The following is a 19110-nucleotide window of genomic DNA, read 5'->3' on the forward strand; positions in this document are numbered from 1 at the left end:
CTTAGCATGGAATCCCATGAAGGGTACGCGTGACGCCCGGCTTGCCCGGATCAACCCGACCGCCGCGTTTCTCGGCGCGCTCGTCGTCGTGCTCATCGGCCTTTTCGCGCCGGGTGTGATCGGCGGCGCGGTGCTGCTCGCGCTGGCCGGGGGATGATCTATCTGATGACCCGCACGTGGCCGGTGGCGGCCCCGCAGACCCGGACGATCCGCGTGATCATGCTGGGTCTGCTGCTCCTCGCCGCTCTGTTCAAGATCCTATAGACCCATGCGCTTTTGACAATCATTGTCATCTCGGCGGAGAGTAGTGGCTATGCGAACCCGCCCTACCCCTCGGGCTCTACTCGCCGCGGCCACCGCCGCCCTGGCGGTCGGTGCGCTGACCGCCTGCGGTGACGACGCGTCGGACGCGAATGCCGCCCCGGGCAAGCTCAACGTCGTAGCCGCCTTCTACCCGCTCCAGTTCGTCGCCGAAAAGGTCGGCGGCGACGCGGTGCACGTGACCAACCTCGCCAAGCCCGGCGCCGAGCCGCACGACCTGGAGCTCAACGCCGACCAGGTGGCCCAGATCGTCGACGCCAAGGTCGTTGTCTACCTCAAGGGCTTCCAGCCGGCCGTCGACGAGGCGGTGGAGCAGCAGGGCGGCGACCGGACGTTCGACGTATCGACGGCCGTCCCCCTGCTGGACGCCTCCGCCGGCCACGAGCACGAAGGCGAGGAGGCGGGCGCCGAGGAGGAGCACGAGGAGGCGGCGGGCGGCAAGGACCCGCACGTCTGGCTCGACCCCACCCGCCTGGCCACCATCGGCGAGAAGGTCGCCGAGCGGCTCGGCCAGGCCGACCCGGACCGCGCCGCCGACTACACCGCCCGCGCGGCGACCTTCCGCTCCGATCTGGACACGCTGGACAAGGAGTACGCGGCCGGCCTGAAGACCTGCGCGCGCCGGGAGATCGTGACCAGCCACTCCGCGTTCGGGTACCTGGCGGACCGGTACGACCTGGAGCAGATCGGCATCACCGGCCTCACCCCCGAGGACGAGCCCTCGGCGCAGCGGCTGGCCGAGGTGGCGACCGAGGCGCGCGAGCACAAGGCGACCACGATCTTCTTCGAGACGCTGGTGAGCCCCAAGGTGGCCGAGACCATCGCGGGCGAGGTCGGGGCGAAGACAGCCGTGCTCGACCCGATCGAGGGGCTGCAACCGGGCAGCTCGGACGACTACTTTTCGGTGATGCGGAAGAATCTCGCCGTGCTCAAGCCGGCGTTGGGCTGCACATGACCCTCAGCAATGTGGTGGACGTCACGCACGGGGTGGTCGCGTACGGCGACCGCCCCGTCCTGCGCGACGTCTCCCTGTGCGTCGCGGCCGGGGAGGTGGTGGCCATCCTGGGCGCGAATGGTTCGGGCAAGTCCACGCTGATCCGCGCGATCCTCGGGCTGATCCCGCTCCGGTCGGGCGAGATCTCGCTCTTCGGCACGCCGCAGCGTCGCTTCCGGCAGTGGCACCGGATCGGGTACGTGCCGCAGCGGGTCGGCGCCGGCAGCGGCGTCCCCGCCACGGTGCGCGAGGTCGTCGCCTCCGGCCGCCTGGCCCGCCGCGGAGTGCTCCGCCTGCCCGGCGCCGCCGACCGGGCCGCCGTGTCTGCCGCGCTCGACGCCGTGGGCCTCGCCGATCGGGCCAACGACCCAGTGTCCACCCTCTCCGGTGGGCAGCAGCAGCGCACGCTGATCGCCCGTGCGCTGGCCGGCGGGCCCGAGCTGCTGGTACTCGACGAGCCCACGGCCGGCGTGGACGCGGCGAGCCAGGAGGCCTTCGCGGAGGCGCTGCGCGGGTTCGTGGCCGCGGGCGGGACGGCGCTGCTCGTCGCGCACGAGCTCGGGCCGCTACAGCCGCTGGTGGGGCGCGCGGTGGTCGTACACGATGGACAGATCGCGCACGACGGTGCGTGCCCTCCGCCAGCGGGGCATCATGCCCTGCCGGGCCACGACCACGTCCACCCGCACGAGCATCCAGCACCGCACGGAGTCTTTCAGTCGTGAGCATGTTCCAGTACGACTTCATGATCCGGGCGCTGATCGGCGCGCTGGTGATCGGGCTGTCCGCGCCCGCGCTCGGTATCTACCTTGTACAGCGGCGGATGTCCCTGATCGGCGACGGCATCGGGCACGTGGCGCTCACCGGCGTCGGCGTGGGCCTGCTGCTCGACCGCTCCCCCGTGCTCACCGCGGTGATCGTCGCCATCATCGGCGCCGTCGCGATCGAGCTGCTCCGCGAGCGCGGCCGCACCTCCGGTGACCAGGCGCTGGCGCTGCTCTTCTACGGCGGTATCGCGGGCGGCGTGATGCTCGTCGGCCTCTCCAGCAACCGCAGCAACGCCAACCTCATGGCGTACCTCTTCGGCTCGCTCACCACAACGTCCCGCGACGACCTGATCGTGATCGTCGTACTGGGAGCGGCGGTGCTCGCCGCGATGCTGCTGTTGCGGCCGGCGCTCTTCGCGATCTGCCACGACGAGGAGTACGCCCGGGTCTCCGGCCTGCCCGTCCGCACGCTCAACGTGCTGATCGCGGTCACCGCGGCGGTAACCGTCACGATCGCGATGCGTACCGTCGGGCTGCTGCTGGTCAGCGCGCTGATGGTGGTACCGGTCGCGGCCGCCCAGCAGGTCACCCGAGGTTTCCGCGGCACGATGACGCTCGCGATGGCGATCGGCGTGCTCTCCGCCGGTACGGGCGTGTGGCTGGCCGGCGAGGCGAACACCGCGGCCGGCGCGACGATCGTGGTGCTGGCGATCGGCGGGTTCGTCGCGATCGCTATCGGGGCCGCGACCTGGCGCTTGCTCCGCCGCCGAGTTCAGGCGTTCCCCCAAACCGCCGATGTGGAACCGCCGGACGTCGTACTCGAACGCTGACCGTTCCCCGTTTTGGACTACGGTTGCGGGGTGACCACGACGGCCGGATACGAGGCGTACGAGGGTGCGGGCGAGCTGCTCCGCGCGCTGTCCGCGCCTATCCGGGTGGCGATCGTCACCGAGCTCGCCGGCGGCGAGCGCTGTGTGCACGAGCTGGTGGACAAGCTCGGCGCCCCGCAACCGCTCGTCTCCCAGCACCTGCGCGTCCTACGTGGCGCCGGTGTGGTGCGGGGTGCCCGGCGCGGGCGTGAGATCGCGTACACGCTGGTCGACGAGCACATCGCGCACATCGTGGCCGATGCCGTCAGCCACGCACGGGAGGCCAGATGACCATCGACGAGGGGACCGGGGCGGCGGTCCGCAACACCCGCCAGCGCAGCGCCGTCAGCTCGCTTCTGGGCGAGGTGGAGGGCTTCCACAGCGCGCAGGAGTTGCACGCGATGTTGCGCGAGCGGGGTGAGCGGGTGGGCCTCACCACGGTGTACCGCACGCTCCAGGGCTTGGCCGACTCGGGCGAGGTCGACGTGATGCGGCCGCCGGGCGGCGAGCACCTCTACCGCCGGTGCAGCGAGGGCCATCACCACCACCTGGTCTGCCGCTCCTGCGGGCGTACGGTCGAGGTCGAGGGCCCCGCGGTGGAGAGTTGGGCGGACCGGGTGGCGGCGCAGCACGGATTCGTCGGCGTGAGCCACACCCTGGAGATCTTCGGTACCTGCCCGGAGTGCGCTACCCGCACCGGGTGATCTTGGAGGGCGTGCGGGACGCTGATCCATGTGAAGATTTACGCCGATCGCGGTCCCGCCGCCGCCCGCCAACTGGTTACAGATCTGCTCGTCGTCGCCTGGGTGTACGCCGCCATCCGGGCCGCGATGTGGGTGCACGACCTGGTGCAGAAGCTCGCCGTGCCGGGCCAGCGGCTGGAGGGGGCCGGCACGGGACTCGCCGACGGCCTGTCCGACGCGGGCGGCAAGATCAATCGCCTACCCGGCGTGGGCGACGAGCTGGCCGCACCTTTCCGAAGTGCCGCCGACGCCGCCCGTTCCATGGCCGGCGCGGGACAGCAGCAACAGGACGTCGTAAACGACCTCGCGCTCGCCCTTTCCCTCGGGCTGCTTGTGTTTCCGCTCGGGCTGGTGGTCTTCGTGTGGCTCCCGCTGCGGCTGCGCTGGATCCGCCGCGCCGGAGCCGCCGCCAGCCTCCGTGACGCCCCCGCCGGCCGCGACCTGCTCGCGTTGCGCGCGCTGGCCACCCAACCCCTGCGCAAACTGACAAAGATCGACCCCGACGTCGCCCAAGCCTGGCGCCGCGGCGACGAGGACACGGTAACCGCGCTAGCCGCACTCGAGCTCAAAGCCCTAGGCCTACGCGCCTAGCCCTCGCTGTTGATCAGGGACTTGGTGGTGGGACACGCCGCGCGACACGCCCACCAACTCCCTGATCAACAGCGCTGGTTACGCGATCTTCTTGGCGACCGCCTCGTGCTGGCCGACCGACCGTCCCCATTGGACCCGCTCGGCTGACCACCCTCGACCGGCTCGGCCGTCGTGCCGAGGCGGGCCGGGTCGGACCCGACGTCCGGCTCGGTGAGCAGGAACGCGGAGACCTCGCCGCCGGCGAGCCGGGGCAGGTACTTCTGCTTCTGCTCGTCGGTGCCGAAGAGCTTGAGCGGCTGCGGCACGCCGATCGACTGGTGCGCCGAGAGGAGGGCGCCGATCGACGGGTTGACCGAGCCGGCGAGCGTGAGCGCCTTGCAGTAGTACAGATTGGACAGTCCGAGCCCGCCGTACTTCTTGTCGATCTTCATGCCGAATACGCCGAGCGCCGCCAGCCCGTGGAAGACATCGTCCGGGATGTGCGCCTCGCGCTCGATCCGCGCACCGTCTACTTCGGACCGTACGTACGCGTCCAGCTTGGCCAGGTAAGCCTCCGCGTCCGCCACGGACTCCTGCGACGCGGCCGGCCAAGGGTCGATCAGGTCGAGCCGGAAGCGCCCCAGGAAGAGCTCCTTGCCGAAGCTCGGCTTGCGCCACTCGGACTCGCGCGCGGCCTCGGCGACCTGCCTGGCCTGCTTTTCCGAAACGCTCGCGGTCATGGCATACCCCCTTTGACGAGGACTGCTCAGTGGCCACGCTACCCCCTGGATATTACCGAGCGGTAGGTACATCTTCCGATTCGTCGCGGTCGCCCCGGCGCAGCATCGGGAGGACGAGCCACAGCAGCACGAACCACACGGCCGTGACGGCGCTCAATACCCAGGCGATCCAGCGGTCCAGGATGAAGTCGGTGATCAGCAGTACCGCGCTCGCCATCGCGAGAAACATGAAGGCCAGCCCACCGGAGGCCAAGCGGTGCGCCGAGCGGACGAGTTCCGCCTTGCGACCGCGCTGGAAGAGCACGCGGTGGTACGCCACCGGCGCGATGAGTGTGGCGGCGGCGCCGGCCGACGCGAGCAGGGCGACGACGTAGACGTCCCGCTGGAACCCGTTCACCCTGTCGAAGCCCGAGCTGAACGGGAGCGTCAGCAGGAAGGCGAACAGGATCTGCACGCCGGTCTGCGCGACGCGAAGCTCTTGAAGCAGATCTGCGTAGTTGCGCTCGTAACGTTCCTTCTCGGACTCCGGCACGCCGCCGACAGTGCCCGCATCAGCCCAAGATCAAACCTGCCCGGGTCAGGCGCCGCGGCGGAGGCGGCCCTTGTAGCGGGCTTCCAGCTCGTGGTTGTGCTCGTCGCCGCCGGGGATGTTGGCGGAGAGATACACCGGTGGTGTCTCGCCCGCCTCGACCATCCGCCGCACCACCTCGACCACCACCTGCTCCGCGAGCAGCGCGGCGGTTATCGAGGAGATCGCGCCGACCGCGCCGCCGCCGGGCAGCGGGAGGGTCGCGTCGCCGTACGGTGCGCCGTTGTCGAGCACCACGTCGGCGATCTCGGAGAGCTTGCGGCCGGACGGGTGCCGCGAGTCGACGCCGGCCGAGTGGGCCAGCGAGGTGACCGCGATCAGCCCGTGCCCGCGCTCCTTGACCAGCGTCGCGAACTCCACGATGGACCCGTTGACCCCTGAGTTGGAAGCGAGGACGAAGATGTCGGCGGGCTGGACCGGGGCCAGCGCGTAGAGCCGGTGCGCCACCGACGGGTCGCGCTCCAGCATCGGCCCGAGCACGCTCGCCGGCTCGCCGCCGAAGAGCACCAGGTCGCGCAGCGAGATGCGGTTGGTGGGCACGAGTCCGCCGGCCCGGCCCGCCACCTCCATCGCGAACGCCTCGGAGTGGCCGCTGCCGAACGCCTGTACCACCCCGCCGGCCCGCAACGCCGCGACGAGCAGGTCGGCGGCACGCAGGACCCCTCCCGCTGGCTCGCCGAGACGCGCTCGACCGTGGCGGTGACGACGTGCAGGAAGCCGTCCGCGCTCAGCTCACTCATACTGCTGCTTGGGCGGATCGATCTGGGTCCAGGTCTCGACCTCGATGTACGGGATGGTCTCCTCGTTCACCGGGTCGGTGACGGTCTGGTCGGTGTACTTGCCGACCACCTCGACCCACGTGTCGTCAGGCAGCCCGGCGGGCGCGTTGCCCGACATGCCCAGCTTGATCGGGCGGCCGTCGGCGGCGCAGCAGCTCAGGATGATCCGGGCGAGGATCGGCTCGCCGTTGGGCCCCTCCGCGATGAAGCCGGTCAGCTGCACCGTGCGGTCGCCGAGCGACTCGCCCTTGTCGAAGACGGCCCGGGAGGCGTAGTCGAGCACGCTGACCTTGACGGGGTCACCGGGCGGGAGCGGCGGGTAGTCGGAGATCTGCTGGCTGGAGAGGGCGGTACCGGCCTGCCCAGCCGCGTACGACCCGAGGGCGGGCGGGGCGACGAGCAGCAGCCCCAGCACCGGCAGGATCAGCAGCCAGCCCACCCACGGCTCGCGGTGTGGCTTGCCGTCACCGTGGTCGTGGCCGTGGTCGGCGTGCTCGTCGTGACCCTCGGCCTGCCGGGGCCGCAGCACCTCGTGCACGAGCGTCATCACCGCGGCGGCGATCAGCACCACGCCGGCGGCGATCAGGAAGGGCTGGAGCGATTCCTTCACGTACCGCAGGTACATGTCGGTCACGCTGGCCCGCACGATCGCGCCGCCGAACAGCAGCATGACCACGGCTTGCGCTTGCTTGTTCAAAGGACCACCGCCGCTACTCCGACGCCGATGAGGACGCAGATCGCGAAGGTCGCCGGGGCGAAGCGGATCGCGAACCGCCGGCCGAAGACGCCGGCCTGCATCGAGATGAGCTTGAGGTCGACCATCGGGCCCACGACCAGGAAGACGAGCCGCGAGGTGAGCGAGAACTGGGAGAGCGAGGCGGCCACGAACGCGTCCGCCTCCGAGCAGATCGACAGGAGCACGGCGAGCACGGCGAGCGCCAGCACCGAGAGCACCGGGTTGTCGGCGAGGGTCTGGAGCCAACGCTCGGGGACGACGACGTTGATGGTCGCGGCGGCCATCGCGCCGAGCACGAGGAAGCCGCCCGCGTGCACGACGTCGTGCCGCACCGAGGCCCAGAACGCCCGCCCCTTCGGCATGCCGTCGATGTCGGGCCGGTGCGGCAGCCGAATCCACTCGGCCTTGCCGAGGCGCAGCCAGAGCCAGCCCATGATCATGGCGACGATCAGGCTGGCCACGCCGCGGGCGACGACCATCTCCGGGTTGTTGGGGAACGCGACCGCCGTGGCGGTCAGCACGATCGGGTTGATCGCCGGCGCGGCGAGCAGGAAGGCCAGCGCGGCGGCGGGTGTGACACCGCGGCGGATCAGCGAACCGGCGATCGGGACCGCTCCGCACTCGCAGCCCGGCAGCACCACGCCGGCGCAGCTCGCCACCGGTACGGCGAGGGCGGGGTGGCGGGGCAGCGCGCGGGCCCAGAAGGACTGCGGCACGTACACGGCGATGATGGCGGAGAGCACGACGCCGAAGACGAGGAACGGCACCGCCTGCACCATCACCGACACGAACACGGTGGTCCAGGTCTGGAGGCGCGGGTCGGAGATGGCGTCGGCGATCGGACCCCGGAAGATCACGAGCAGGACGAGCAGGATCGCCAGGATCTCGACCGAGCCGACCCGGTCGCCGAAGATGCGCCGGCGGGGCTCGCGCGGCTCTTCCGGAGGGGGCGGTGGCGCCCAGTCGATCTCGTCGCCATCCAGCTGCGCACGCTGCGCGGTTGCGCGGTCTGCGGCAGTCACAGCAGGTAATCCCCTTCACTGGCGGCGGCCGCCTCAGGGTAACCGGTGTTAACGTGACTGGAAACAACCGACAGGGGAGCGCAAAGCGCTGAGAGTGCGGGTGCCGCGAGGCGGCCGCAGACCCTCGAACCTGATCTGGGTAATGCCAGCGCAGGGAGTCGATTCTCAGGCTCGTCGATATCTGGCGTGCGTCTTCTCCTGGTTCGCGAGGACTGGGAGGTTTTCACATGAACAACAACCGTTGGCGCACAGTGGACGTCGTGGTCGCGGCTGTGCTCGGCGCCGCGTTCGGCGTCATCTTCTGGGCCTGGGGCCTGCTGTGGGACGGTCCGGCAAGCGCGATCCCGCTGCCCGGGCGAGCGCTCATCTACGGCATCTGGCTGGTCCCGGCCGTGCTCGGCCCGCTGGTGATCCGCAAGCCGGGCGCGGGCATCTTCACCGAGTTCGTGGCGGCCACCGTGTCGACGTTCTTCGGCTCGCCGTGGGGGCTGGTCACCCTGCTCTACGGGCTGTTCCAGGGCGTCGCGGGCGAGTTCGCGTTCGCCGCGACCGGCTACCGGAGCTGGCGGCTGCCCACCGCGATCGTCGGCGGTGTGCTGGCCGGCGGCGCGGCCACGCTACTCGACGTGATCAACTACTACCCCGACACGAGCGCGGCCTGGAAGTGGGGGTACACCGCCCTGCTGGTGCTGAGCTCGGCGATCATCGCCGGCGTCGGCGGCTGGCTGCTCACCCGCGCGCTCGCCCAGACCGGCGTTCTCGACCGCTTCCCCGCGGGCCGCGACCGCGCGCTGGTGTGATCCGGGCCAAGGGCTTCGGGTGGCGGCACGCCGGCCGCCGAGCGTGGGCGGTCCGGGGGCTCGACCTGCGCGTCGAGCGGGGTGAACGGGTACTGCTGCTCGGGCCCTCCGGCGCCGGCAAGAGCACGCTGCTGGCCGCATTCGCCGGGCTGCTCGCGGCCGACTCGGGCGTGCGGGAGGGCACGGTCGAGGTCGACGGGCGGGTCGGCATCGTCTTCCAGGACCCGGAGACGCAGATCGTGATGGCCCGGGCCGGCGACGACGTGGCGTTCGGGCTGGAAAACCACGCCGTACCGCCGGCCGAGATCTGGCCGCGGGTCGACGAGGCACTGGCCCGGGTCGGCTTCCCCTACGGCCGGGACCGCTCGACCGCTGCCCTCTCCGGCGGCGAGCAGCAGCGACTCGCGCTGGCCGGCGCGCTCGCCCTCCGCCCCGACGTACTGCTGCTGGACGAGCCCACCGCCAACCTCGACCCGGCCGGCGCCGACCTGGTCCGCGGCGCGCTCCGCGAGGCGCTCGACCCCGGCACCGCCGTGGTCCTTGTCGAGCACCGGGTCGCCGAGGCACTGCCCCTCGTGGACCGGGTTGTCGTCCTGGAGCCCGGCGGCGGCATCCGGGCCGACGGCCCGCCGGACGAGGTATTCGCCGCCCACGGCGCCGGCCTGGCCGCCGACGGGGTGTGGGTGCCAGGGCACCCGGTGGAGCCGCGGCGCGCTTGCGCGCCGCCGGGAGAGGGGCTACTCGCCGCCGAACGGGCCACCATCCGCGATCGGTTGGCCGCCGTCGATCTTCTGGTACGGGCTGGCGAGTCCCTGGCCATCCTCGGTCCTAACGGCACGGGGAAGTCCACGCTGGCGCTGCTGCTCGGCGGACTGCTCCGGCCGGACGGTGGGCGGATCGCGGCCACACCCGCGCTCGCCGGTCCCGACGCCGCGACTCCCCCACACCGCTGGCGGGCGCCGGCGCTGGCCCGCCGGATCGGCTCGGTCTTCCAGGACCCTGAGCACCAGTTCGTGACGTCCACTGTGTACGACGAGCTGGCGCTCGGCCCGCGCCGCACCGGCCTGCCCGACGAAGCGATCAGGTCCACAGTGGACGAGCTGCTGGAGCGGCTGCGGTTGGCTCGGCTGGCTGGCGCCAACCCGTACACCCTCTCGGGTGGCGAGGCGCGAAGGCTGAGCGTGGCGACGGCATTGGCGGCGGCCCCGGCGCTGCTCGTCTTGGACGAGCCGACCTTCGGTCAGGACCGGCGCACCTGGGTCGAGCTTGTCGACCTGCTCGCCGGTCTGCGCGACGAGGGGCGCGGGATCGTGACGGTTACCCACGACCCCGCCTTCGTCGAGGCATTGGCAGACCGGACGGTCCGGCTGTGAAGGCGGTACTTGCCCGGCGTAACCCGGTCGCCAAAGTGGCCGCGGCGCTTGTCTTCACGGTCGCGCTTGTCACCACGCTCGACCCTGTACCGCCCGCGGTGGCCATAGCGATCGAGCTCGCGCTGGCGCCGCTCTTCGGTGTCGGCTACCGCGCGCTCGCCCGCCGCGCCTGGCCGCTGCTCGTCGCCGCGGCGGGTGTCGCGGTGACGATGGTGCTTTTCGCCGCCGAGCGCACGGGAGACACCGTGTTCCAGGCGGGTCCGGTCGCGGTCACGACGAGCGTGCTCGGCGGCGCCCTCGGGCTGGCGCTGCGGGTTGTCGCGATCGCGCTGCCCGGCGTACTCGTCTTCGCCTCCACCGACCCGACCGACCTCGCCGACGCGCTTGTACAGAACGTGCGGGCGCCGTACCGGTTCGCAATCGGCGCGCTCGCCGCCGTCCGCCTCGTGCCACTGCTCGGCCAGGAGTGGCAGTTGCTCCGCCTCGCCCGCAGGGCCCGCGGCGTGGACGCCGGCCGAAACCCCGTCGCCGCCGCGCGGATCTTCGTCTCGACCGCGTTCGGCCTTCTCGTCGGCGCGATCCGGCGGGGTACACGGCTGGCGGTCGCGATGGACGCGCGTGGATTCGACCGGGGTGGTTCGCGCAGCCAGGCGCGTACGCAGCGCTTCCAAACCGCCGATGCGGCCCTCATAATTGGCGCGCTGTCGCTGGCCGCGGCCGTCCTTTTTGCCGGTGTCGCGACCTGATTGCCAACCATGCCGGGCTGCGCATGTTCGCATGTGCGAAGCCGTGAGGCCACCTCCCGTTCGCTGATGAGGGCGAGATTGAGCCCTGGATTATCGCGCACACAAGGAGTAATCGCATGGGTCACGGCCACCACCACCATCACGATCACGGCGGGCAGTCCGCCGACGTACCCGAGGCTCTTGACCTGTCCATCCCGGACAGCGAGCTGTCGCCCTCGGATGTCTCGCGGCGCGGCTTCCTGCGTGGCGCCGGCCTGCTCGGCGCCGGTGCCGCCGCGAGCGTCCTCGCGACGCCCGGTGCGGCGCACGCGCACGACGGCCCCGAGGACCACGGGCACGGCCCCGGCGGCGACCACAACGAGAAGGGCGGCTTCCTCTGGCTCGCCGGTGACCACCACATCCACACGCAGCACAGCTCCGACGCCATGTACCGGGTGGTCGACCAGGCCCGGCACGCGCGGGCGTACGGGCTGGACTGGATGGTCGTCACCGACCACGGCAGCGTTGCCCACGCCAAGATCGGCGTAGACAAGGTAAACCCGGACATCGTCGCCACCCGCAAGGAGCTGAAGGACCTGCTGGTCTTCCAGGGCCTGGAGTGGAACATCCCGGCCGCCGAGCACGCCACCGTCTTCGTCGCCCCCGGGCCGAACGAGGTCGCGGTGCTGAAGGAGTTCGAGAACGCGTACGACGGCACCGTCAAGGGCGCCAGCGGCCCGACGCCGGAGAACGAGGCGTTGGCCATCGCCGGCATCAAGTTCCTGGGCGAGGCCGTGCGCGCTCGCCGGGTCGACGGCGCGCTGTTCCTCGCCAACCACCCGGCCCGCCGGGGCGTCGACTCGCCGCACGAGATCCGGGCCTGGCGCGACGCCGACCCGACCGTGGCGGTGGGCTTCGAGGGTGCGCCCGGCCACCAGGCGGCCGGCATCCCGGCCGGCGGCGCTGGCGGCCGCGGCTTCTACGAGGGCAGCCCCTCGTCGGCCTCGTTCCCCGGCTACCCGCTGGAGAGCTACCGCACCTGGGGCGGCTTCGACTGGATGACCTCCACCGTCGGCGGCCTCTGGGACAGCCTCCTCGCCGAGGGCAAGGCGTGGTGGATCAGCGCCAACTCCGACTCGCACACCAACTACCTCGACACGGCGCAGCGCGGGCCGGACAGCAACTTCGAGCTCAACGGCCGGTACAACGACCCGGTCTACGGCCCGCTCCTCACCGAGGCCGGCGACTTCTGGCCGGGCCAGTACAGCCGCACGCACGTGGGCTCGACCTCCTTCGGGTACCGCTCGGTCATGAACGGCATCCGCGCCGGCCGGGTCTGGGTGGACCACGGCGGCCTGATCAGCGGCCTGGACGTCCGCGTCCGCGAGGCCGGCGACGGCGGGCCGGACGGCGGCACCCCGCTCGGTGGCGTGCTCCGCCCCAAGCGCGGCACCCGGGTCGACCTCACCATCGACATCGACCTGGCGAACCTGCCGAACTGGGCGCAGTTCGTGCCGGTGCTGGCCCGCGTCGACGTCATCGCCGGCTCGGTGACCGGCCCGGTGGCCGACCGGGACAGCTTCACCGCCCCGAACACCAAGGTGGTCAAGTCGTTCGAGGTCAACAAGGGCACCGGCAAGGTCTCCTTCCGGTACTCCTTCGGCCGCGTGGACGAGCCGTTCTACGTGCGCGTGCGGGGCACCGACGGCAAGCGCACCGCCGCCGGCCTCATGGGCCCGGGCGTCGACCCGGTGGGCCCGGCGATGGACGTGGTCGGCGACGCCGACCCGTGGCTGGACCTGTGGTTCTACGGCAACCCCATCTGGGTTCTGCCCCGTTGAGATACGCCGGTATCAGCCTCGGACATGGGGCTAACCGGGAGGCCGAGCACTGGATTTCCACGCTCGGCCTCCCGGCCGGTGTCGAGGCGTGCACGCATCTGGCGCGCACGCCGTACCCCCACGTCGTGGTGAGCCTCGCGCTCCCGGACGGGGTCGACACCGAGCTACCTGTGACGCCGGACGACCTGTCGAGGTCCGCGGCCGAGGCGGCCGCCGACCACGCCGGGCGGCGGGGTGGCCGGGCGTTCCTCTTCGCGGGCGTCGAGGCCCTCACCGGCACCATGACGGTCGCCGACGTACTGGCGAAGAGCGCGATCTCCCGGGTCAAGGTGCTCGGCGGTCCCGATCCCGAGCCCGAGCGGGAGATCCTGACGCGCGACTTTATCCGTCCAGAGTGGAAGGACGGCGCGCTCACGCTGATGACGTCGCCGGGGCCGCGTGGGCGGCTGGCGCCGTTCGAGTTTCCCAACCCCACGCCCTGCTGTGGCGGCGACCACTGAGGAAGCCGGGGCATCCTGGCACCATCGAGGGATGCGCCTGGTCATGTGGGACGTCGACCACACACTGCTAGCCGCCGGGGGCGTCGCCCAGCTCGCGTACGCCCCCGCGTTCACCGCGGTCACCGGGGTGGCCTGGCAGCAGATGGCGTTCTCGGCCGGTCGCACCGACCGGGACATCGCCGCCGAGACGTTCGCGATGCACGGCATCGACGACTGCGAGCCGCACCTCGACGCGTTCTTCACCGTCTTCGCGGCCGAGTTCGCCGCCCGCCGCGAGCTGCTGGCCACCCGGGGATACGTCCTGCCCGGTGTCCGCGAGGTCCTGACCGCGCTGAGCATCCGCCCGCACGTGGTGCAGACGCTGGTCACCGGCAACATCCGCCCGGTCGCCCTGGACAAGCTCGCCGCGTTCGACCTGGCCGGGCTCGTGGACTTCGACATCGGCGGCTACGGCACCGACGACATCGTGCGCGCGACGCTGGTCCGCCGCTCGCTCGAGCGGGCCGCCGCCAAGCACAGCCGCGTGTTCGACCCGGCGGAGGTGATCGTCGTCGGCGACACGGCCCACGACGTGACCGCCGCGCTGGCCAACGGGGTCACGGCGGTTGCCGTGGCCACCGGCGGTACCTCGGCGGAGGCGCTCGCGGCGGCCGGCGCGCACGTGGTCCTCGACGACCTGAGCGACGTCGAGGCGGTCGTCACGCTGCTCGGCGGCTGATCACGCCTGTGCGTTGACCGCGTCGCCCGGCTGATCGCGCCGCGGGCTCGTGCCCAAAACCCCCTTGGGGCCTGTGCGCTTTGTGGGAGCGGTTCCAAACTCTAGACGGAATCCAAGTTGGCCGATTAAGCCCGCTCCCACAACGCTCCGGAAAGGCGGCAGCGCATGCCTTCGCGACGTCGACCCCGGTCCGACTCCACTTCCTCCGTCAGCCGGCGGGGGTTCATCGCGCGCGTCGGCGGTGCCGCCGCCGGTGCCGTGGCGATCGGCGCGGCACCCCCGTTCGCCGGATCGCACGCGGCGTACGCGGCGACCCCACCGGACCGCTTCGGGCGGATGTTCCCCGACCTCGGCCCCTTCATCCCCGCGGACGACCGCCGGCGGGCGGCGCTCATGGACATCGGGCGTCCCGGCGGGATCATGGACGCTCGGGACCCCCTCGCCGAGGGGCCGGTCCGGCTGATCACCAACCCCGAGCTCAGCCCCAACAACCGCGACGCCCAGGACGGCACGACCATCCACATGACCGCGGGCGTGACGTTCTTCGGCCAGTTCCTCGACCACGACATGACCTTCGACACGGCCTCGCCGCTGGGCATCCCCACGACGCCGGAGTCGTCGCCGAACAGCCGTACCCCCTCCTTCGACCTCGACACCGTCTACGGGGGCGGCCCGGTCGCGAGCCCGAGCTTCTACGAGCCGGACCGGACCAAGCTGCGCATCGAGTCAGGCGGCCTTTTCGAGGACGTACCGCGCCAGTCGAACGGCACCGCGATCATCTCGGACCCGCGCAACGACGAGAACGCGATCATCTCCGGCTTCCAGAGCGCGTTCATCCTGGCCCACAACCGGATCGTCGACCAGCTGCGCGGCCAGGGCGTGCCGGCGAACCAGCAGTTCGCCCAGGCGCGCCGGATCCTCACCTGGCACTACCACTGGATCATCCTGAAGGAGTTCCTCCCGACCATCGTGGGCCAACCGATGGTCAACACCGTGCTCAGCGGCGGCCGCCGCTGGTTCCGGCCGGACCCCTCGCCGGCCTTCATCCCGGTGGAGTTCCAGATCGCGTACCGCTTCGGCCACAGCATGATCCGCCCCTCGTACCGCCTCAACCTCGCCGGAAACCCGGACGGCACGGCGTTCTTCGGCTTCATCTTCGACCCGGCCGGCGAGGGCCAGGCGGACCCGGTCGACCTGCGCGGCGGCGCGCGGGCCCGGCGGCGCTTCGTAGGGTGGCAGACGTTCTTCGACTTCGGCGGCGCCCAAACCACCAACGTGCGCCCGAACAAGCGGATCGACACCCGCATCTCCACGCCGCTGTTCAACCTGCCGCTGGGTGCCATCGCGAGTGGAGACCCACCCACCTCGCTGGCCACACGCAACCTGCTGCGCACCATGACCTGGGGCGTGCCGGCCGGCCAACTGATCGCCCAGCGCATGGGCTACCCGGTGCTCCACCTCCAGGAGCTAGCCGGCTACGGCGTCGCGCTGGAAAACCACACCCCGCTCTGGTACTACGTCCTGGCCGAAGCCGAGCGCATGACCAACGGTGTGACCCTCGGCCCGTGCGGCGGCCGCATCATCGCCGAGGTCTTCATCGGCCTGCTCCAGCTCGACCCGGCCGGCTACCTGCGCGTCCAGCCCAACTGGACGCCCACCCTGCCGGCCGCGACACCCGGCACGTTCAAGATGACCGACCTGCTCCGCTGGGCGCGCGTGGACCCGGCGAGCCGCGGGCAGTAGTAGCCCGTTTCTGATGGGCGGGTGCGCCCGGCGTGGGGCCGGGCGCACCCGCTATGCGCGCTGCCAGCGGGTTCTCGGTGTGCCAAACCCCCGCCACGCGGCACCCACTCGCGGGGTCCGGGTTTCGATCATGTTTGGATGGGCTTATGCCCAACCCCGACCGCCCTGAGCAGCCGGCTCGTCGTCGTGGGGCACGCGACCGGTGGGTGCCGGTGGCGGAGCTCTCCCCGATGGCGCGCGCATTGCTCAGCGACGATCTCGGTGGCCGAGACGTCGTGCCCGGGCACGTAGCGGACCGGGTCGCCGAGCGGGCGGAGGAGTGGCTCGCGCACGGCTTCACCGCCGAGACCGCAAAGGCCTGGCAGGACCTGCCGCCTTCGGCCGCCGCGTACCTGGCCGAGCGCGGGGTCGAGCCGCGCGTGCTGGACCTGCCCGTCGACGCATTTCCCGGGCGGCGCCCGTGCCGCTGCGGATCGCGATCAGCACCGAGCGGATTCCGGTCGACCGGGCGTACCAACTGCTGGTTTTGACCGGCGAGCACCAGCCGGCCGCGCCACCGCCGGCGCCGCCACCGCCGCTGCCGGAGAAGCCGCCGTCCGGGAAACCACCGGCCAGGCCGGTCACTCCCGTTCTCTTCTCGCACGCCCGCCCCGAGGAGCACGATAGAAGGTCGTGAGCATCGTCGACGCCCTGCTGCGTTCCGAGGAGCCCTCCATCAGGTGGAGGGTCCGCACGCGGGTGCTCGGCGAGCCCACGGACGGCAAGGCCGTACGCCGGCTGCGAGAGGAGATCCGCAAGTCGCCCCGGGTGCACCAGCTGCTCTCGGCCCGCGACGCGGACGGGCGGATCACCAACCCCAAGCAGGTGTACGCCAAGTGGCGCGGTGCCCACTGGGTGCTCGCCGCCCTCGCCGACCTCGGGTACCCGCCCGGCGACGAGTCGCTGCACCCGCTGCGTGACCAGGTGCTCCGTCGCTGGCTGCGGGACGTGGAGGTGCCCCTGGTGCAGGGGCGGTACCGACGCTGCGCCTCCCAGCAGGGCAACGCCCTCCGCTACCTGACCACGCTCGGCCTCCTCGACGACGCCGACGCGGGCACGCTCGCCGAGCGCCTGGTGAAGTGGCAGTGGCCGGACGGCGGGTGGAACTGCGACCGCAACCCCACCGCGCAGAGCTCGTCGTTCATGGAGACGCTGCTGCCGATGCGCGGGCTGGCCCGGCACGAGGCCAAAGCCGCCGAGCGGGCCGCCGAGGTCTTCCTCGCCCGCAGGCTGGCCTGGCGACGCTCGACCGGCGCGCTGATCCACCCCGACTTCACCCGGCTGCACCACCCGCTGTACTGGCACTACGACGTGCTCGGCGGGCTGGTCGGCATGGTCGAGGTGGGTACGATCGGCGACCCCCGGTGCGCGGACGCGCTCGACCTGCTGGCTGCCAAGCGGCTCCCGGACGGCGGCTGGCCGGCCGAAAAGGTGTACGCGACAAGGGCTGGCGACCCGCTCGACTGGGGTGCCAGCGGCTCCCAGCGCGCCAACGAGTGGGTGACCGCCGACGCCCTGGCGGTGCTGACCGCGGCGGGCCGGCTCAGCTAGGCGCCACCGGGTTGGGCAGCGCGCCGCCGAAGCGGCGGTCACGCTGGGCGTAGAGCTCGCAGGCATACCAGAGGTGGCGCCGGTCGAAGTCGGGCCAGAGCGTGTCCAGGAAGACCATCTCCGCGTACGCCGACTGCCACAGCAGGAAGTTGGACGTGCGCTGCTCACCGGAGGGGCGCAGGAAGAGGTCGACCTCCGGCACCTCGGGGTGGTAGAGGTACCGCGCGATCATCTTCTCGTTCACCTTGTCGGGTGAGACCTTGCCCGCGGCGACGTCGCGGGCGATCGCGGCGGCCGCGTCGGCGATCTCCGCCTGGCCCCCGTAGTTGACACAGAACTGGAGCGTCAGCGTCGAGTTGCCGCGCGACATCTCCTCGGCGGTCGCCAGCTCGGAGATCACGCTCTTCCACAGCCGGCCGGCCCGCCCGGACCACACCACCCGTACGCCCAGGTCGACGAGCTGGTCACGGCGGCGGCGGATCACCTCGCGGTTGAAGCCCATCAGGAACCGGATCTCCTCCGGCGAGCGCCGCCAGTTCTCGGTCGAGAACGCGTACGCCGACAGGTACGGGATCCCCAGCTCGATCGCGCCCTCGATCGTGTCGAAGAGGGAGTGCTCGCCCTGCTCATGCCCCTTTGTCCGGGGCAGGCCGCGCTCCTTCGCCCAGCGCCCGTTGCCGTCCATCACGATCGCGACGTGTCGCGGCAGGCTCTCTCGGGGCAGCGCGGGCGGGCGCGCACCGGACGGATGCGGCGCCGGCGTGATCGGCTGCCGACGGCGAAGTGTTCGAACCACGTCCTGTGCCTCCTACGCTCGGCGCTCGTCGGCCGCCGTGCTTACGGCCCGTAGCCCTCGCGACTCCCGCTTATCCTCTTTCAACCAGCGGCAGCGAGCGTAACGCGCGCTCAAGGTGCCACTGCAAATGCGCCGCCACGAGCCCGCTGCACTCGCGGCGGCAGGCCACCTCCGCGCTGTCCGCCACACGCCAGTCACCCGATGTGAGGGCGGACATCAGGTCGATCGTGGCCGGCGCCGGATGCGCCGACCCGGGCGGCCGGCAGTCCGGGCACACACAACCCCCAGCGGGTACCGAGAACGCGCCGTGCCGCCCCGGCGTGCCGCACACCGCACACTCGGCCAAGGCCGGCGCCCACCCGGCGACACTCATGCTCCGCAGCAGGTACGCGTCCAGGATCAGCGTGCTCGCGTGCGCCCCCTCGGCCAGCGCGCGCAGGGCGCCGAGCGTGAGCAGGAACAGCCGCAGCGAGGGCTCGAGCTCCACGGGGGTGAGCCGCTCGGCGGTCTCCGCGATCGCGCTCGCGGCCGTATACCGCGGGTAGTCGTCGAGGAACCGCTTGCCATACAGCTCGATGCCCTCGACCTGGCTCACCGTGTGCAGCGAAGGCCCTCGGCGAGCTGGAGATCGATGTGCCCGAACGGCTCCAGCCGCGCCCCGAAGCGGGACGTCGTGCGGCGTACCCCACGGGCCACCGCCCGAACCCGGCCGTGCCGGCGGGTCAGCAACGTGATGATCCGGTCTGACTCGCCCAGCTTCTGCACGCGCAGCACCACCGCGTCGTCGCGGTACAGCGGGCGGCGAAATCCGGGCACCGGTCCATTCTCCCCTACCCCGTTCTCAGGGTCGTCTCGGTGACCGCTCCGGATGTGTCCCAGGGTTCCCCACCCGTAGCG

20 protein-coding genes, 3 pseudogenes and 1 riboswitch are annotated in these 19110 nt (G+C 71.6%); of the genes and pseudogenes, 16 read left to right on the plus strand and 7 right to left on the minus strand.

All coding sequences use genetic code 11. The features are described from left to right. Positions 1-16 precede the first annotated feature (16 nt). From Pflav_RS46310 to Pflav_RS27065, 7 genes are all read left to right on the plus strand, one after another. Positions 17-157 (plus strand): hypothetical protein, encoded by a 141-nt coding sequence (locus tag Pflav_RS46310; protein ID WP_232071965.1) that lies wholly within the window; start codon positions 17-19, stop codon positions 155-157. A 156-nt stretch (positions 158-313) separates the two neighbouring features. Next, on the plus strand, positions 314-1276 hold the full coding sequence (locus Pflav_RS27040) for a metal ABC transporter substrate-binding protein (RefSeq protein WP_173039221.1): 963 nt from the start codon (positions 314-316) through the stop codon (positions 1274-1276). Beyond that, positions 1273-2037, plus strand: a complete 765-nt coding sequence (locus tag Pflav_RS27045; RefSeq protein WP_173039223.1) for a metal ABC transporter ATP-binding protein — start codon at positions 1273-1275, stop codon at positions 2035-2037. The genes Pflav_RS27040 and Pflav_RS27045 overlap by 4 nt, the downstream gene beginning before the upstream one ends. Then, positions 2034-2909, plus strand: coding sequence for a metal ABC transporter permease (locus tag Pflav_RS27050; RefSeq protein ID WP_173039225.1), 876 nt, complete (start codon positions 2034-2036; stop codon positions 2907-2909). Before Pflav_RS27045 ends, Pflav_RS27050 begins: the two co-directional genes overlap by 4 nt. Positions 2910-2939: 30 nt before the next feature. After that, a complete protein-coding gene (locus Pflav_RS27055) occupies positions 2940-3239 on the plus strand; it encodes an ArsR/SmtB family transcription factor (protein ID WP_173039227.1) in 300 nt (99 codons plus the stop codon). Next, complete coding sequence (locus Pflav_RS27060; protein ID WP_173039229.1) at positions 3236-3652, plus strand: Fur family transcriptional regulator; 417 nt, start codon at positions 3236-3238, stop codon at positions 3650-3652. The genes Pflav_RS27055 and Pflav_RS27060 overlap by 4 nt, the downstream gene beginning before the upstream one ends. A gap of 30 nt (positions 3653-3682) precedes the next feature. Further along, positions 3683-4282 carry a hypothetical protein gene (locus Pflav_RS27065; protein ID WP_173039231.1) on the plus strand — a complete coding sequence of 200 codons (600 nt, stop codon included), beginning with the start codon at positions 3683-3685 and terminating at the stop codon, positions 4280-4282. Positions 4283-4407: 125 nt separating this feature from the next. Here Pflav_RS27065 and Pflav_RS27070 read toward each other — a convergent pair. The 5 genes and pseudogenes from Pflav_RS27070 to Pflav_RS27090 all read right to left on the minus strand — a co-directional run. Then, positions 4408-5073: pseudogene (locus tag Pflav_RS27070) on the minus strand (acyl-CoA dehydrogenase family protein); the annotation flags it as partial. Beyond that, on the minus strand, positions 5054-5533 hold the full coding sequence (locus tag Pflav_RS27075; protein ID WP_173039236.1) for a DUF6328 family protein: 480 nt from the start codon (positions 5531-5533) through the stop codon (positions 5054-5056). The gene Pflav_RS27075 and the pseudogene Pflav_RS27070, both read right to left, overlap by 20 nt. Before the next feature lie 45 nt (positions 5534-5578). Then, positions 5579-6330: pseudogene (locus tag Pflav_RS27080) on the minus strand (sugar isomerase domain-containing protein). Continuing rightward, the gene (locus Pflav_RS27085) at positions 6323-7066 is read right to left on the minus strand and encodes a TIGR03943 family putative permease subunit (RefSeq protein ID WP_173039238.1); all 744 of its coding nucleotides are present in this window, start codon (positions 7064-7066) and stop codon (positions 6323-6325) included. Before Pflav_RS27085 ends, Pflav_RS27080 begins: the two are co-directional and overlap by 8 nt. Continuing rightward, a complete protein-coding gene (locus tag Pflav_RS27090; protein ID WP_232072747.1) occupies positions 7063-8019 on the minus strand; it encodes a permease in 957 nt (318 codons plus the stop codon). The genes Pflav_RS27085 and Pflav_RS27090 overlap by 4 nt, the downstream gene beginning before the upstream one ends. Positions 8020-8189: 170 nt before the next feature. Beyond that, positions 8190-8301: riboswitch (TPP riboswitch) on the plus strand. Between the two features lie 53 nt (positions 8302-8354). Between Pflav_RS27090 and Pflav_RS46315 the strand changes: the two genes are divergently transcribed. From Pflav_RS46315 to Pflav_RS27130, 9 genes are all read left to right on the plus strand, one after another. After that, entirely contained in the window at positions 8355-8927 is a 573-nt protein-coding gene (locus tag Pflav_RS46315) for an ECF transporter S component (RefSeq protein ID WP_232071966.1), read from the plus strand. Further along, the gene (locus Pflav_RS27095) at positions 8924-10300 is read left to right on the plus strand and encodes an ABC transporter ATP-binding protein (RefSeq protein ID WP_232071968.1); all 1377 of its coding nucleotides are present in this window, start codon (positions 8924-8926) and stop codon (positions 10298-10300) included. Before Pflav_RS46315 ends, Pflav_RS27095 begins: the two co-directional genes overlap by 4 nt. Next, positions 10273-11046 (plus strand): energy-coupling factor transporter transmembrane component T family protein, encoded by a 774-nt coding sequence (locus Pflav_RS27100; RefSeq protein WP_173042661.1) that lies wholly within the window; start codon positions 10273-10275, stop codon positions 11044-11046. The genes Pflav_RS27095 and Pflav_RS27100 overlap by 28 nt, the downstream gene beginning before the upstream one ends. Before the next feature lie 116 nt (positions 11047-11162). Then, positions 11163-12866 carry a PHP domain-containing protein gene (locus Pflav_RS27105; protein ID WP_173039242.1) on the plus strand — a complete coding sequence of 568 codons (1704 nt, stop codon included), beginning with the start codon at positions 11163-11165 and terminating at the stop codon, positions 12864-12866. Beyond that, positions 12863-13366 carry a hypothetical protein gene (locus tag Pflav_RS27110; RefSeq protein ID WP_232071972.1) on the plus strand — a complete coding sequence of 168 codons (504 nt, stop codon included), beginning with the start codon at positions 12863-12865 and terminating at the stop codon, positions 13364-13366. The genes Pflav_RS27105 and Pflav_RS27110 overlap by 4 nt, the downstream gene beginning before the upstream one ends. Positions 13367-13397: 31 nt before the next feature. Continuing rightward, complete coding sequence (locus Pflav_RS27115) at positions 13398-14084, plus strand: HAD family hydrolase (RefSeq protein WP_232071974.1); 687 nt, start codon at positions 13398-13400, stop codon at positions 14082-14084. A 165-nt stretch (positions 14085-14249) separates the two neighbouring features. Beyond that, entirely contained in the window at positions 14250-15827 is a 1578-nt protein-coding gene (locus Pflav_RS27120) for a peroxidase family protein (protein WP_173039244.1), read from the plus strand. Positions 15828-15973: 146 nt separating this feature from the next. Further along, positions 15974-16357 carry a hypothetical protein gene (locus tag Pflav_RS27125; RefSeq protein ID WP_173039246.1) on the plus strand — a complete coding sequence of 128 codons (384 nt, stop codon included), beginning with the start codon at positions 15974-15976 and terminating at the stop codon, positions 16355-16357. A gap of 142 nt (positions 16358-16499) precedes the next feature. After that, a complete protein-coding gene (locus Pflav_RS27130; RefSeq protein WP_173039248.1) occupies positions 16500-17417 on the plus strand; it encodes a hypothetical protein in 918 nt (305 codons plus the stop codon). Here the strand turns inward: Pflav_RS27130 and Pflav_RS27135 are convergent. Together Pflav_RS27135 and recO are read right to left on the minus strand one after the other, a co-directional pair. Then, positions 17410-18183, minus strand: a complete 774-nt coding sequence (locus tag Pflav_RS27135) for an isoprenyl transferase (protein WP_173042664.1) — start codon at positions 18181-18183, stop codon at positions 17410-17412. The two genes, Pflav_RS27130 and Pflav_RS27135, sit on opposite strands and share 8 nt — an antisense overlap. Positions 18184-18283: 100 nt before the next feature. Beyond that, positions 18284-19029, minus strand: a pseudogene (gene recO, locus Pflav_RS27140) (DNA repair protein RecO). Positions 19030-19110: the final 81 nt, after the last annotated feature.

Source organism: Phytohabitans flavus (assembly GCF_011764545.1).
GTDB classification, from domain to species: domain Bacteria; phylum Actinomycetota; class Actinomycetes; order Mycobacteriales; family Micromonosporaceae; genus Phytohabitans; species Phytohabitans flavus.